The organism is Stenotrophomonas sp., from assembly GCF_032061965.1.
Taxonomy (GTDB): Bacteria; Pseudomonadota; Gammaproteobacteria; order Xanthomonadales; family Xanthomonadaceae; genus Stenotrophomonas.
Window position 1 is genome coordinate 1 of sequence record NZ_DAMBEF010000064.1, and the last position, 13,758, is coordinate 13,758.

A 13,758-nucleotide genomic window follows, 5' to 3' on the forward strand; every position below is an offset into this window, starting at 1 on the left:
CTCCCCACTGGTTCCTGGTTTCTCCCCACTGGTTCCTGGTTCCTCCCCACTGGTTCCTGGTTCCTCCCCACTGGTTCCTGGTTTCTCCCCACTGGTTCCTGGTTCCTCCCCACTGGTTCCTGGCTTCAATACTTCTGCTTGGTCCGCTTGGCCGGCTTGCCGCGTTCAGGCAAGGGCGCAGGCGACGGCGGCTCGACCTTGCCGTCCTTGTCCTCGACCAGGCGGAAGTCGATCTTGCGCTCTTCCATGCTGGCCTTGAGCACCAGGATGCGGACCCGGTCGCCAAGCCGGAACTCGTTGCCACGGCGGTCGCCGCTGAGCGTCTTGCGGATCGGATCGAACTGGTAATAGTCGTGCGGCAGCTGGGTCACGTGGACCAGGCCGTTGACCTTGGATTCGTCCAACTCGACGAACAGGCCGAAGCTCGTCACGCCGCTGATCACGCCATCGAACTGGCCGCCGACGTGCTTCTCCATCCACGCCGCGCGGAAACGCTCATCCACTTCGCGCTCGGCTTCGTCGGCACGGCGCTCACGCTCGGAGCACTGCAACGACAAGGCCGCCATCTCACGCGGCGTGTAGGTGTACTTCTCCGGCGGGCCGCCGGTCAGCGCGTACTTGATGGCGCGATGTACCAGCAGGTCGGGATAACGGCGGATCGGCGAGGTGAAGTGGGCATAGGCCTCCAACGCCAGGCCGAAGTGGCCGTTGTTGTCCGGCGAATACACCGCCAGCGATTGGCTGCGCAGCAACACCGATTCCAGCAGCGCCGCGTCCGGGCGCTCACGCACCTTCTTCAGCAGCTTGGTGTAATCGCCCGGCTGAACCTTGCTCCATGGCGGCAGGCTCAGCTTGAATTCCTTGAGGAATTCCAGCAGGTCGGCGTACTTGGACTCCGGCGGCCGCTCATGCACGCGGAACGGTGCCGGGATATGCGTGGACAGCAGGTAGCGCGCGGCCTCCACGTTGGCAGCGATCATGCATTCCTCGATCAGCTTGTGGGCGTCGTTGCGCACCATCATGCCGGCCTGGGTCACCTCGCCACGGTTGTCCAGCACGAAGCGGACTTCCGAGGATTCAAACTCGATCGCGCCACGGCGCTCGCGCGCCTTGGACAGGATGCGATACAGCTGATGCAGGTTCTGGATCTGCGGCAGCAGCGGGCCGATGAAGGCCTTGGTGTCCGCATCGTCCTCGCCCACCGCCGCCCACACCTGGGTATAGGTCAGGCGTGCGTGCGAGTTCATCACGGCTTCGTAGAACTTGGATCCGCTGACCTGGCCATCGCGCCCCACCTGCATGTCGCAGACAAAGCACATGCGGTCTTCCTTCGGCCGCAGCGAGCAGATGCCGTTGGACAAGGTCTCCGGCAGCATCGGCACGACGAAACCGGGGAAGTAGACCGAGGTCGCGCGGCGCTGCGCTTCGTCATCCAGCGGCGTGCCGGGACGCACGTAATTGGAGACGTCAGCAATGGCCACGACCAGGCGAAAACCATCCCGGTTCGGCTCGCAGTACACCGCGTCGTCGAAGTCCTTGGCGTCCTCGCCGTCGATGGTGACCAGCGGCATGGAACGCAAGTCCACGCGCTTGCCGATCATCGAGGCTTCCACCGTCATCGGGATGGCGGTGGCTTCGTCCAGCACTTCCGGCGGGAATTCATACGGCAATTCGTGGCCGTGGATGGCGGTTTCCACCACCAGCGACGGAGTCAGCTTGTCGCCGAGCACGGCGATGATCTTGCCGATTGGCGGGCGACGCGAATCCGGTGCGTGCGTCAGCTCGCAGACCACCAACTGTCCATCCTTGGCACCGCCAGTGGCGTCGCCCGGGATCTGGATATTGCGCTGCATGCGCTTGTCGTCCGGCACCACGTAGCTGATGCCGGCTTCCACGCTGAAATGGCCGATCAGGCGGTTGACGCCGCGCTCCAGCACGCGCGCGATACTGCCTTCGCGGCGGCCGCGGCGATCAATGCCGGTGACATTGGCCAAGGCACGGTCGCCGTGCATCACCTTGCGCATTTCATAGGGCGAGAGGAACAGGTCGTCACCCCCCTCGTCCGGGCGCAGGAAGCCGAAGCCTTCCGGATTGGCGATCACCACGCCGGGGATCAGGCTCAGCTGGCTGACCGGGGCGAAGCCGCCACGGCGGTTCTGCACCAACTGGCCATCGCGCACCATCGCGCCCAGGCGCTTGCCCAGTGCATCAGCGCGATCCGGCTCGGTCAGGCCCAGTGCTGCGCCGATTTCCTCGGCGTTCTGTGGGCCTTCGCAGCGGTCCAGCAGCTGCAGGATGGCCTCGCGGCTGGCAATCGGCTGCGCATAGCGTTCGGCTTCGCGCGATGCATAGGGATCATCGAAGGACGCAACCGGCGGACCCGGCTTGCGACGACCGCGCACGAAACTCTGCGGCGCGGCATCGTCGTTGAATTTGCGCTTGCCCGGCTTGGCGGCGGACCGGGCACCTGCCGGCTTGCCGGACTTTGCTGCACCCGGCTTGGCCGGTGCGGCCATGCTTTCCGGCATCCAGGGCGGCAGCTTGGCGGATTTTGCTTTGGGGGCTTTGCCCGGCGCCTTGCCCGGCTTGCTGCCGGTGGCGGACTTGCGGGCCTTGCTGGCCCCAGGGGTCTTTTTGTTATTCATCAGCCTGCATGGTACATGCACCTTGGTGTACAGGGTGCGCACACGATCACTGACGATCAATGTGAAAAACCGTTGACAAACATCGGCAGCCTATTCAAACTGCGCGGCCTGAAGTGCCCAGGTGGCGGAATTGGTAGACGCACTAGCTTCAGGTGCTAGCGGGGGCAACTCCGTGGAGGTTCGAGTCCTCTCCTGGGCACCACGTATCAAGATCAAACCCGCGAAAGCGGGTTTTTTCGTTTCCGGGGGTTGAGGGTGATGCTAAAGCGCCCCCCTCCCCAGCCCTCCCCTTGCCTGCAGCAAAGGGAGGGGGCAGAAGCAATGCCTTCGCCAACACGCGGCTGTGTAGCCCGGGTAAGCAAAGCGCACCCGGGATTCTCCCGGCTGGACTGCTGTCGCATATGCCCCGGGTGCGCTTCGCTTACCCGGGCTACGACTTACCCGGGCTACGGCCTCATGCCCGCTCTTCACAAAACTGTTGACGGCGCCAGAAACGTCCTACATAATCTCGCTCCTGAGTCGCCCAGGTGGCGGAATTGGTAGACGCACTAGCTTCAGGTGCTAGCGGGGGCAACTCCGTGGAGGTTCGAGTCCTCTCCTGGGCACCATGACTCAAACGAAACAACCCGCGAAAGCGGGTTTTTTTGTGCCCGATGCTTTTGTAGTGCCGAGCCATGCTCGGCAGAAGCTTTACCAGCACACCCACCTGTAGTGCCGAGCCATGCTCGGCAGAAGCTTTCCCGATAACGCCACATGCCGAGCATGGCTCGGCACTACATGAGTCCTTCTATTTTTTCCTGATGTGATGCGTCCGCTTCGCCACACTTGCTTCGCCTGCAAGCTTGCCGATGAAGCCCCTGCCGAGCATGGCTCGGCACTACACAGCCATGTGAAATTTCTTCGCGCAAATCGTTGACAGTTTTCTTCACACTCGGCACAATTCGTCCCCTGAGTCGCCCAGGTGGCGGAATTGGTAGACGCACTAGCTTCAGGTGCTAGCGGGGGCAACTCCGTGGAGGTTCGAGTCCTCTCCTGGGCACCATGACTCAAACGAAACAACCCGCGAAAGCGGGTTTTTTGTGCCCGATGCTTTTGTAGTGCCGAGCCATGCTCGGCAGAGGCCTTACCGGTAGAGCCTCTGCCGAGCATGGCTCGGCACTACAAAAAGCAAAGCCCGCAATCGATCAGATTGCGGGCTTTGCTGTCGTTTCATTGGTAGCGGCTCGCGACTGGCACCGCTCCTGCACGCAGGCCTCAGTGCCCGCCTGCAGATGCCCCGCCGCCTGCACCAAACGGCGGCTTGGCCAACCACACCAGGCCGATGATCAACAGGAACACCCAGCCCAGCAGCAGGAAGATGTCGTTGAAGCCCATCTGCGATGCCTGATGGTTGATCATCTCATTGAGCACGGCCGCGCCATGTTGCAGGTCGCCCTGCCCCATCGCGGTGACCTGGTCATGCATCGACGGGTCATACGCGGAGATGTGTTCGGTCAGGTCGGCATGATGTTGCTGGGTACGCCGCGCCCACAACCAGGTGGTCAGCGACGCGGCAAAACTGCCGCCCAACGTTCGCAGGAAGGTCGCCAATCCGGAGCCGGCCGCCACTTCGCGCCCTTCCAGGTCCGACAACACGATCTGCAGCACCGGCATGAAGAACAACGCCAGGCCCATGCCCATCAGCAACTGCACGCCAGCCACATGCCGGAAGTCGACCTGCAGGTTGAAACCCGAGCGCAGGAAGCTGGTCATCGACAGCACGAAGAACGCAATCGTCGCCAGGTACCGCATGTCCACCTTGTGCCCGAACTTGCCCAGCATCGGCGCCAGCATGATCGGCAATATGCCCAACGGTGCCGTGGCCAGACCCGCCCAGATCGCGGTATAGCCCATGTCACGCTGCAACCACTGCGGGATCATCAAGGCCACCGAGAAGAACGCGGCATAGCCCACGATCATCGCCAGCGTGCCGGAGCGGAAGTTGCGATGCCGCAGCAGCTTCAGGTCAACAATCGGATCCTTGTCGGTCAGCTCCCAGATCACGAATACTGCCAGCATCACCACCGCGACGCAGGTCAGCACCACGATCTTGGTCGAGCTGAACCAGTCCTCCTCGTTGCCCAGGTCCAGCATCAACTGCAGGCAGCCAACACCGATCACCAGGGTTACCAGGCCGACGTAATCCATCTTCGGGCGTTCGGTCTGCTCGACCCGATGACGCAACTGGCCACCCACAATGGCCGCTGCAATCAAGCCCAGCGGCACGTTGATCAGGAATATCCACTCCCAGCTGTAGTTGTCGGTGATCCAGCCACCGAGGATAGGCCCGGCAATCGGCGCGACCACGGTGATCATGGCCAGCAACGCCAGCGCCTGCCCGCGTTTTTCGCGTGGATAGATCGACACCAGCAAGGATTGGGTAATCGGGTACATCGGCCCGGCCACGAAACCCTGCAGCGCGCGTGACACCACCAGCATGCCCATGCTCTGGGCAATGCCGCACAACAGCGAGGCGATCGAGAATGCAATCGTTGCCCAGATGAACAACTTCACCTCACCAAAGCGACGGCTCAACCAGCCGGTCAGTGGCAGGGCGATGGCGGTACTCACCGCGAACGAGGTGATGACCCAGGTGGCCTGCTGCGAGCTGGCACCCAGGTTGCCGGCGATGGTCGGCAAGGACACGTTGGCGATGGTGGTGTCCAGCACCTGCATGAACGAGGCCAAGGCCAGGCCGGCCGTGCACCACGCAACACTGGCAGGGCCTGCACTGGCCGCGGGTGCGGCCGGTGCAGTGGGAGCTTGAGCGGACATGGCGACCTCAGCTGGCGCGCGCGGACGGCGGCAGGTTGTCCTGGATGATGCGGTGGATCAGGGCGTCGGCATCGTGCAGCTGCTTGGCGTAGACCTCGGTGCCGTAGACGGTGCCCTTGGCCACGTCGGCCGGCAGCACGGTGCCGTTCTGGTCATGCAGGTTCACTTCGGCCTTCATCGACAGGCCCAGGCGCAGCGGATGCTCGGCCAGTTGCTTGGGGTCCACGGTGATGCGCACCGGCACGCGCTGCACGATCTTGATCCAGTTGCCGCTGGCGTTCTGCGCCGGCAGCAGCGAGAACGCCGAGCCGGTACCCAGGCCGAGATTGGTGATGCGGCCCTTGTAGGTCACGTCGCTGCCGTACAGGTCCGAGCGCAGCTCCACCTCCTGGCCCAGGCGCATGTGGCGCAGCTGGGTTTCCTTGAAGTTGGCATCCACCCACATCTGCTCGCTGGGCACCACCGCCATCAGCGCCACGCCCGGCTGCACGCGCTGGCCAACCTGCACCGAGCGACGGGCGATGTATCCGCTCACCGGCGCGACGATGCCGGCACGCGCATTGTTGAGATAGGCCTGGCGCAGCTGCGCAGCGGCGGCTTCGACGTCGGGCTGGGTGGCAATGACGGTGTCATCGACCAGCGCACGGCTGCGCTCCACGGTTTCGCGCGAACCGGCAACCGCTGCTTCGGCGGCCGCCAGCTCGTCACGGGCGTGGGCCAGCTCTTCATTGGAAATGGCGCCGGTAGCCGCCAGGTCACGGCGGCGGGCGAAATCCTCGCGGGCACGCTTGACGCTGATCTGGCGGGCATTCAACTCGGCCTGCGCACCTTCGACACTGCGGTACAGGCCGCGCACCTGGCGCACGGTGCGCGCCAGGTTGGCACGGGCCTGCTGCATGGCCACATTGGTATCAGCCGGGTCCAGCTGCACCAGCAACTGGCCCTGCTCGACCTTCATGCCGTCATCGGCACCAATGCTCACCACGGTGCCGGCGATCATCGGCGTGATCTGCACCTGGTTGCCGCCGACATAGGCGTCGTCGGTTTCCTCGGACCAGCGGCCCAGCAGGAAGTACCACGCGGCAAATGCCACCAGCAGGATCACGACGATCAACAACAGGCCGCGCAACAACTTGCCGCGGCGGCTGGGTGCGGCACTTGCCGCTTCAGGGGAGGATGTCTGGCTCATGGGTGGATTCTCAGGAATGCGTGTTGTCGGTGACCGGCGCGACATCGGCAGCCGATTGGAAGCCGCCACCCAGGGCTGCGCTCAGGCGCACCGAGGACAGCAGCTGTTGTGATTGCAGGTTGCTCAGGCGTTGCTCGGCCTGCAGCAACTGGTCCTGGGTGCTGAGCACCTCCAGGTAGTTGCCGATACCGGCCTTGTAGCGCTGCTGCGCCAGCGCATGCGCAGCCTGCGCATTGGCCTGCGCCTGCTGCTGCGCGTCTACCTGGCTGGCCAGCGAGCGGGTGGTGTTGACCTGGTCGGCTACGTCCCGCAGCGCTTCGACAATGCTGTGGTTGTAATTGGCCACGGCCAGGTCGTAATCGGCATCGCTCTTGGCCAGACCGGCGCGCAGGCGGCCACCGTCGAAGATCGGCATGCTCAGCGCCGGCGCCAGCAGGCCAAAGGTGGAACCGCTCTCCAGCAGCCCCTCCAGGTTCTTGGACACCAGTCCGCCCATCGCGGTCAGGTTGAGGCTGGGATAGAAGCGGGTCCTGGCGACCTTGACCTGCTTGTCCGCCGCTTCCACACGCCAACGTGCGGCCACGATGTCCGGGCGACGGCCCAACAGTTCGCTGGGCAACACACTCGGCAACTGCAGGGCAAGCGGGTTCAGTTCCGCCGGCACCGCAATATCCAGACCGCGATCCGGCCCCTGCCCCAACAACGCGGCCAGGGCATTGCGGGCGACATCGATCTGCTGCTGTGCGGCCAGCTGTTGCTGCTGGGCCAACGGCAAACGTGCCTGCGCCTGACGCACCTGCAACTCACTGTCGATACCGGCGCGACGGCGTTGCTGGGTCAGCTGCAGCGCTTTCTCTGCGCGCGCCAGCTCGTCGTTGGCCACCCGCTGCAGCGCACCGGCATGGGCCAGCTGCACATAGCCCTGGACGATCGCCGCGGACAGGTCCAGGCGCGCGGCCTGGGCGTCCACCGCAGCGGCATGGCCGCTGTCCACGGCCGCTTCCCAGGCGGCGCGCTTGCCGCCCCACAGGTCGATGCCGTAACTGAAACTGGCCACCGCCTGCACGCTGCCCATGTAATCGCCGCCGAGATCACCGGCCATCGATTCGGGCAGGGTCAGGCCCGTGTAGCCCGGCGACACCGACAGCGTCGGCTTGCGCTCGGCATTGGCAGTGGATACCTGGGCCTGGGCTTGGCGCAGGCGTGCATCGGCAGCTTCCAGCGAAGGATTGCTGCGCAGGCCTTCGGCCACCAACGCATCCAGCTGCGGGTCGGCAAATGCCCGCCACCAGTCGGCCGCCGGGAAACCCGAGGCGCTGAGCGGGGCACCAGCCAGGCCGCGTGCTGGATGCAGACTGTCCGCATCCAGCACGCGGCCCTGCGGCTGCAGCCCGCGGCTGCTGGCACAGGCGCCAAGCGCCAACGCCAATGCACCCACCAATAGCGGGCGTGAATAACGCAAAGAGGAGATTTTCATGGGGGAGTAAGGGCGTCGCGCACCCGCGTCAACAAGGAGAACAATTGGTCACGCTCGTCGGCAGTCAGGTCACCCAGCGCCAGATCCATGATCCGGTCGCCGCGCACCTTGAGTTGCTCCCACAGGGCGTGCCCCTGGTCAGTCACTACGATCTGCAAGGCCCTTCTGTCCTGCGCATGCGGCTCACGCCGCACCGCGCCCAGTGCCTCCAGCCGGTCCAGCAGCCGGGTCACCGCGCTGGGCACCTGGTTGATGGCCTGGCCGAGCTCGGCGGCCGTGCAGGGGGCCATTTTCGAGAGCACCTTCAGGCCCACGTAATGGGTGAAGCCAATGCCCAGGCCTTCTTCGGCCATGGTGGCGTCCAGCTGGCGTACGAGGCCATCACCCACCTGGCGCATCAGCAGGCCGAAGCTGGTGGGTGCAGAAGAGGGGTCAGTCATGGGGCGGCATTTTATTTCCATCTGGAAATATTCTCCATGGAATATTTCCACCAAGAAGTGAATTCAGCGTTACAGATATGTCGCGAATCGATGACACTTGGCCCACCCGGCCATCCGCCACGCTTGGCATCGCCGCCGCCATCCGGATAATCGCTGGGTCTGGAAGCCGGCAGCCACGCCGCGGCTTCAACGTTCACAGGTAGCACCACCCGCAATGACCGATCCTGCACGCCAAGCTTTCCACGGCTTTGAACAGCAGCCGCTGCGCGAATACGCCGAACGCGCCTATCTTGATTACTCCATGTACGTGGTGCTGGACCGCGCCCTGCCCTTCATCGGCGACGGGCTCAAGCCGGTGCAGCGCCGCATCATCTATTCGATGAGCGAACTGGGCCTGGGTGCAGCATCCAAGCCGAAGAAGTCCGCGCGCACCGTCGGTGACGTCATCGGCAAATACCACCCGCACGGCGACAGCGCCTGTTACGAGGCCCTGGTGCTGATGGCGCAGCCGTTCTCGTTCCGCTACCCGCTGATCGACGGCCAGGGCAACTTCGGTTCCAGCGACGACCCCAAGTCGTTCGCGGCCATGCGTTACACCGAATCCAAGCTGACCCCGATTGCCGAAGTGCTGTTGGGCGAACTGGGCCAGGGCACCACCGACTGGACCCCAAACTTCGACGGCACCCTGGAAGAACCCAGCTGGCTGCCGGCGCGGCTGCCGCACCTGCTGCTCAACGGCACCACCGGCATCGCCGTGGGCATGGCCACCGACGTGCCGCCGCACAATCTCAATGAGATCGTCAGCGCGCTGATCCGCCTGATCGACGAGCCGGACACCACCATCGCCGAACTGTGCGAGCACGTGAAGGGCCCGGACTACCCGACCACCGCCGAGATCATCACCTCGCCGTCGGACCTGCGGAACATCTACGAAACCGGCAACGGCAGCGTGCGTGCGCGTGCGACCTTCAAGAAGGAAGCCGGCCACATCGTGATCGATGCGCTGCCGCACCAGGTCTCCCCGTCCAAGGTGATCGAACAGATCGCCGCGCAGATGCGCGCCAAGAAGCTGCCGTGGCTGGAAGACATCCGCGACGAGTCCGACCACGCCAACCCGGTACGGGTGGTGCTGATCCCGCGCTCCAACCGCGTCGACGCCGAGCAGTTGATGGGGCATCTGTTCGCCACCACCGACCTTGAGCGCAGTTTCCGCGTCAACCTCAATGTCATTGGCCTGGACGGTCGCCCGCAGGTCAAGAACCTGAAGATGCTGCTCAGCGAATGGCTGCGCTTCCGCCAGGACACGGTGACCCGCCGCCTCAACCATCGCCTGCAGAAGGTGGAGCGTCGCCTGCACCTGTTGGAAGGTTTGCTGGTTGCCTTCCTCAACCTGGATGAAGTGATCCGCATCATCCGTACCGAGGACGATGCCAAGGCCGCGTTGATCGCGCGCTTTGCATTGAGCGAGGACCAGGCCGAATACATTCTGGAAACCAAGCTCAAGCAGCTTGCGCGCCTGGAAGAAATGAAGATCCGCGGCGAGCAGGATGAGCTGGCCAAGGAACGCGACAAGATCCTGTCCATCCTGCAGAGCAGCGCCAAGCTGAAGAAGCTTGTCAAGGACGAACTGCTGGCCGATGCCAAGAAATTCGGCGACGAGCGCCGCTCGCCGCTGGTGCAGCGCGGTGCCGCCCAGGCCATCGATGAAACCGAGCTGGTGCCGAGTGAACCGATGACCGTGGTGTTGTCGGAGAAGGGCTGGGTGCGCGCGGCCAAGGGCCACGATGTCGACGGTGCCACCCTGAACTACCGCGATGGCGACAGCCTGTTGGCCGTGGCGCGTACCCGCAGCACGCAGCAGGTGGCGTTCCTCGATACCGAGGGCCGCGCCTACTCCACGCCGGTGCACACCCTGCCCTCGGCGCGCGGCAATGGCGAGCCGCTCACCGGCCGCTTCTCACCGGCACCAGGCAGCAGCTTCGTTACCGTCGCCAGCGGCGACAACAACACGCGTTTCGTGTTGGCGTCCACGCATGGCTACGGCTTCGTCACCCGCTTCGAGAACCTCACCGGCCGCAACAAGGCGGGCAAGGCGATGCTCAACCTGTCCACCGGTTCGGCGGTGCTGACCCCGTCGCTGGTTGCGAACCCGGAAACCGATCGCATCGTCGCGGTCACCAGCGCCGGCAACATGCTGGCCATCCCGGCCAGCGAGCTGCCCGAGCTGGACAAGGGCAAGGGCAACAAGATCATCGAAATCCCCAAGGCCAAGCTCTCCACCGAGCGCGTCGTGGCGGTGGTCGCGGTAGGCCCGTCCAACACCCTGCAGGTGCGCAGTGGCCAGCGCACCATGAACCTGTCGTTCAAGGACCTGGAAACGTATCTGGGAACGAGGGCGACGCGCGGGCATTTGTTGCCGAGAGGTTGGCAAAAGGTAGAAGGACTGGATGTCCAGTAAGTCACTTCACTGGCGCGTGGCGACGCGTTCGGCAACCCGGTTGCCGGAGGTCTGCATGGCGCGGCAGAAGGTCGAACGGCTGGTAGTTCAGTAAGTACAAGAAGGCCGGGCATTACCCGGCCTTCTTCATTTCGCTGTTTGTGGGAGCGGCGTAAGCCGCGAAGCTAAACAACCGACCGACACCGGCAATCAATAATCATCCTTGATTCCCCGTCCTCAGCTTCGCGGCTTACGCCACTCCCCAAAACAGCGAAGTAAGCTGCAAGGCAACCGCAACAGGAGAACCCCATGCAACCCGACTTCTGGCTGCAACGTTGGCAGAACGGTCAAATAGGATTCCATCGCAGCGAGGTGATGCCGTTGCTGCAGAAGCACTGGCCTGCACTGGACCTGCCGCAGGGCAGCCTCGTGCTGGTGCCGCTGTGCGGCAAGACCCTGGACATGCACTGGCTGGCCGCACAGGGCCACCGCGTGCTCGGTGTTGAACTGTCGCCGATGGCGGCCGAGCAGTTCTTTGAAGAAGCCGGCGTGCTGCCGCAGCGCCAGCAAAGCCAGTACGGCGAACACTACATCGCCGGGCCGATTGAAATCATCTGCGGCGATGCCTTTGCTCTGGATGCAGGCCTGCTTGCCAACGTTGCGGGGGTCTACGATCGCGCCGCGCTGATTGCCTTGCCGCCGCATCTGCGCCAGCACTACCGCGACACGCTGTATGCGCAGCTGCCGCTGGGCTGTCAGGGGGTGCTGATCACCCTGGAATACCCACAGGATGAAAAGCAGGGCCCGCCGTTCTCGGTGGACGAAGCGGAGGTGCAGCGTCTGTTCGCTACCCCGTGGCACGCAGGCCTGCTGGAGCGTCGTGACATCCTCGACCAGCAACCTGATTTCCGTGCTGACGGCGTCAGCGCCCTGTCCACCGCCGTCTACAAGCTGCAACGCCTGTAATACCAGTCAGCCCACTGTAGTGCCGACCCATGGTCGGCAGAGCCTTTGCCGGCAAGGCCAGTGCCGAGCATCGCTCGGCACTACAGAGGCCTTTGTGATCAGTGTGCCGCGGTGCCCTTGGCGTCCATCTTGCTGGTCTGGTACAGCTCCAGTCCGATGCGCTTGATCAGGCCCAATTGCTGTTCCAGCCACCAGGCATGATCTTCCTCGGTGTCGTGCAGCTGCTTGACCAGGATGTCGCGGCTCACGTAGTCGCCATGCGCTTCGCAGAGTTTGACCCCGGCGGCCAGGTCGGCGCGGACCTTGTATTCCACCTGCAGGTCCTTCTCCAGCATTTCCATCACGGTCACGCCCGGCTCGAAGCCGTGCGGGCGCATGTCCGGGTTGCCGCCCAGGAACAGGATGCGACGCAGCAGCGCATCGGCGTGCTCGGTCTCCTCCTCCATCTCGTGGCCGATACGCTCGAACAGCGCCATCAGGCCCTGATCCTCATAACGACGGGAATGGATGAAGTACTGGTCGCGCGCAGCCAGTTCGCCGCGCAGCAGCTCCTTCAGGCATTCAACAACTTCGGGTTTGCCCTGCATGGGGATGCTCCTGATGATTCGATGGGGCATAGGGTGCCCCATCTGGAAAGCCAATGATCTAATCGGAATCACTTTCAGTTGCGATTCCCTCTCTTTCGGCTTCACAAGCTGTCTACAATCGCCACTGAACCGCTACCGGGGGTAGGCCTGTGCTGCGTTGGCTGCTGCGTTCGTTCTGGGTTGTTCTGGGGATACTGCTGTTGCTGGTGTTGGTCATCTGGGGCCTGCTGCGTGGCAGCCTGCCACAGCTGGACGGGGACCTGGCCCTGCCGGGGTTGTCGGCACCGGTCAGCATCGAGCGCGACGCGCTGGGCGTGGTCACCGTGCAAGCTGCCAACGAAGCAGACATGGCGCGTGCACTGGGCTATGTACATGCCCAGGAACGCTTCTTCGAGATGGACCTGATGCGCCGCTCCGCTGCTGGCGAACTGTCCGAACTGTTCGGCGCCAAAGCGCTGCCGATGGACAAGCGCATGCGGGTGCACCGCCTGCGCGCGCGCAGCCAGGAGAACCTGGGCACCGCCCTTGGCGACAAGCGCGCGGTGCTTGAAGCCTACCGCGATGGCGTCAATGCCGGGCTGGCTGCCCTGCCCGTACGGCCCTGGCCCTACCTGCTGTTGCGCCAGCAGCCACGCAGCTGGCAACTGGAGGATTCCGTCCTGACCGGCCTGGCGATGTACGCCGACCTGCAGGACCCCGCCGATACCCGCGAACTTGCAATGGCCCGTATTCGCAGCGTCGTCCCTGCTGCGCTGTACGCCCTGCTCTCCCATGACGGCAGTGCCTGGGATGCGCCCCTGTTCGGCGATGCCCGTGGCGATGCCACCTTGCCAGACGTGGCCACGCTGGATCTGCGCAGCGGGTCCAATGCAGGAGACCCCAATCCTGCCCTCATTCCACCGCCTGCTTCGCAAGCGGTCCCCCTCTCTCCCGCCGTGCGGGAGAGAGGCATCGGCGGGCCGCCTGCGGCGGCCGATTCTTCCAATGTCACCTTGGCTGCCCTCACTCCACCGCCTGCTTCGCAAGCGGTCCCCCTCTCTCCCGCTGTGCGGGAGAGAGGCATCGGCGGGCCGCCTGCGGCGGCCGATTCTTATAACGTCAACTTGGCTGCCCTCACTCCACCGCCTGCTTCGCAAGCGGTCCCCCTCTCTCCCGCCGTGCGGGAGAGAGGTATCGGCGGGCCGCCTGCGGCGGCCGATTCTT

The 13,758-nt window shown here is 64.2% G+C and carries 9 protein-coding genes and 3 tRNA genes; 6 read left to right on the forward strand and 6 right to left on the reverse strand.

Annotation, left to right across the window (positions count from 1 at the left end; all coding sequences use genetic code 11):
* Positions 1 to 125: 125 nt before the first annotated feature.
* Entirely contained in the window at positions 126 to 2,645 is a 2,520-nt protein-coding gene (gene rnr / locus RT460_RS18510; RefSeq protein WP_313321156.1) for a ribonuclease R, read from the reverse strand.
* A gap of 115 nt (positions 2,646 to 2,760) precedes the next feature.
* Between rnr and RT460_RS18515 the strand changes: the two genes are divergently transcribed.
* From RT460_RS18515 to RT460_RS18525, 3 genes are all read left to right on the forward strand, one after another.
* Positions 2,761 to 2,847, forward strand: a tRNA-Leu gene (locus RT460_RS18515).
* 319 nt (positions 2,848 to 3,166) lie between these two features.
* Positions 3,167 to 3,253 (forward strand) — tRNA-Leu (locus tag RT460_RS18520).
* A 347-nt stretch (positions 3,254 to 3,600) separates the two neighbouring features.
* Positions 3,601 to 3,687: transfer RNA gene (locus RT460_RS18525), tRNA-Leu, on the forward strand.
* 212 nt (positions 3,688 to 3,899) lie between these two features.
* Here the strand turns inward: RT460_RS18525 and RT460_RS18530 are convergent.
* The 4 genes from RT460_RS18530 to RT460_RS18545 are packed head-to-tail and all read right to left on the reverse strand — an operon-like array spanning position 3,900 to position 8,565.
* On the reverse strand, positions 3,900 to 5,459 hold the full coding sequence (locus tag RT460_RS18530; RefSeq protein ID WP_313321158.1) for a DHA2 family efflux MFS transporter permease subunit: 1,560 nt from the start codon (positions 5,457 to 5,459) through the stop codon (positions 3,900 to 3,902).
* Positions 5,460 to 5,466: 7 nt separating this feature from the next.
* A complete protein-coding gene (locus RT460_RS18535; RefSeq protein WP_313321160.1) occupies positions 5,467 to 6,648 on the reverse strand; it encodes an HlyD family efflux transporter periplasmic adaptor subunit in 1,182 nt (393 codons plus the stop codon).
* Positions 6,649 to 6,658: 10 nt separating this feature from the next.
* A complete protein-coding gene (locus RT460_RS18540; protein ID WP_313321162.1) occupies positions 6,659 to 8,125 on the reverse strand; it encodes an efflux transporter outer membrane subunit in 1,467 nt (488 codons plus the stop codon).
* The gene (locus tag RT460_RS18545) at positions 8,122 to 8,565 is read right to left on the reverse strand and encodes a MarR family transcriptional regulator (protein WP_313321164.1); all 444 of its coding nucleotides are present in this window, start codon (positions 8,563 to 8,565) and stop codon (positions 8,122 to 8,124) included. The genes RT460_RS18540 and RT460_RS18545 overlap by 4 nt, the downstream gene beginning before the upstream one ends.
* A 214-nt stretch (positions 8,566 to 8,779) precedes the next feature.
* On the opposite strand from RT460_RS18545, the gene parC reads away from it, so the two are divergent.
* Together parC and RT460_RS18555 are read left to right on the forward strand one after the other, a co-directional pair.
* On the forward strand, positions 8,780 to 11,023 hold the full coding sequence (parC, locus tag RT460_RS18550) for a DNA topoisomerase IV subunit A (RefSeq protein WP_313321166.1): 2,244 nt from the start codon (positions 8,780 to 8,782) through the stop codon (positions 11,021 to 11,023).
* Positions 11,024 to 11,311: 288 nt separating this feature from the next.
* Complete coding sequence (locus RT460_RS18555; RefSeq protein WP_313321167.1) at positions 11,312 to 11,968, forward strand: thiopurine S-methyltransferase; 657 nt, start codon at positions 11,312 to 11,314, stop codon at positions 11,966 to 11,968.
* A 98-nt stretch (positions 11,969 to 12,066) separates the two neighbouring features.
* Here the strand turns inward: RT460_RS18555 and bfr are convergent, their stop codons facing one another.
* Positions 12,067 to 12,555 (reverse strand): bacterioferritin, encoded by a 489-nt coding sequence (bfr, locus tag RT460_RS18560; RefSeq protein WP_313321168.1) that lies wholly within the window; start codon positions 12,553 to 12,555, stop codon positions 12,067 to 12,069.
* A 149-nt stretch (positions 12,556 to 12,704) separates the two neighbouring features.
* Here bfr and RT460_RS18565 point away from each other — a divergent pair.
* The coding region (locus tag RT460_RS18565) for a penicillin acylase family protein (RefSeq protein ID WP_313321170.1) at positions 12,705 to 13,758 on the forward strand (1,054 nt) is incomplete at its 3' end.